The following is a 1,118-nucleotide window of genomic DNA, read 5'->3' as shown; positions in this document are numbered from 1 at the left end:
CCGTCGATCCGCACCGGCACAGCCCACCCGCCTTCCCTCGGCGCCGAGCCTGCGCCCCACTGACCTCTAGGGAGCTCCCGCACCCATGCCTGACTACGGACACGACCTGCTCTTCGGCACCGTCCTCGTGCCGACCTCGGGGCACCCCGACGACGCGGTGGCGCTCGCCCGGATCGCCGACCAGGCCGGGCTGGATCTGGTGAGCGTGCCGGATCACCCCTACCGGCCGGACCTGCTCGACGCGTGGACAGCTCTCGCGGTCATCGCCGCGTCCACCACCCGCGTGCGGGTCTTCCCCAACGTCGCGAACCTCCCCCTGCGACCGCCCGTCATGCTCGCGCGCGCCGCGGCCGGACTGGACCTGATCAGCGGCGGACGGGTCGAACTGGGACTGGGTGCCGGGGCCTACTGGGACGCCATCGCCGCCGACGGCGGACCGCGCCGGGACGCCGGTACGGCACGGCGGGCGACCCGCGAGGCCATCGACGTCATCCGGGCGCTGTGGGGCGATGCGGCCCGGCCGGTCCGCGTTGCCGGTGAGCACTACGCGCTCGACGGCGCCGTACCCGGCCCCGCTCCCGCCCACTCCATCGGCATCTGGCTCGGCGCCGTCGGGCCTCGCATGCTCGCGCTGGCCGGGGAGAAGGCCGACGGCTGGCTGCCCAGCGTGCCGCATGTCCCGCCGGGGCGACTCGCGGCGGGGCACCGTGCCGTCGACGAGGCGGCGGCGTCGGCGGGGCGCGAGCCGCGCGAGGTACGGCGCCTGTACAACCTCTCGCCGGGACCGGGCGGCTTTCCGCAGGGCCCGCCGAGCACCTGGCCGGAGCAACTGGCCGCGCTCACGCTGGAACACGGCACGAGTGCGTTCCTGCTCCCCACTCAACAGCCGTCCCTGATCCAGGCGTTCGCGAACGAGGTGGCACCGGCGACACGGGAACTGGTGACGGCGGAACGCAAACGCGCGGCGGACCGTCCGAGACCCGCGCGGCGTCCGGACTCCGCAGACCACGCGAACCCGGTGGAAGGCTCACACACCACACCCCCGGCACGTGCCGCCACCGCCACCCTCGCACCGGACCAGCCCCGCACCTCCACCCCCGGCGACCGTCTCTCCGTAC

General features: G+C 75.0%; 1 protein-coding gene. It reads left to right on the top strand.

The features are described from left to right. Positions 1-85 precede the first annotated feature (85 nt). Positions 86-1,118 (top strand): LLM class flavin-dependent oxidoreductase (locus AOK24_RS41610; RefSeq protein WP_159052183.1); only part of this gene is annotated, 1,033 nt, incomplete at its 3' end.

The sequence above is a fragment of the Streptomyces niveiscabiei genome, assembly GCF_001419795.1.
Classification (GTDB): domain Bacteria; phylum Actinomycetota; class Actinomycetes; order Streptomycetales; family Streptomycetaceae; genus Streptomyces; species Streptomyces niveiscabiei.
Note: the sequence above shows the minus strand (reverse complement) of the source record. Positions and strands in the feature narration are given on the sequence as shown.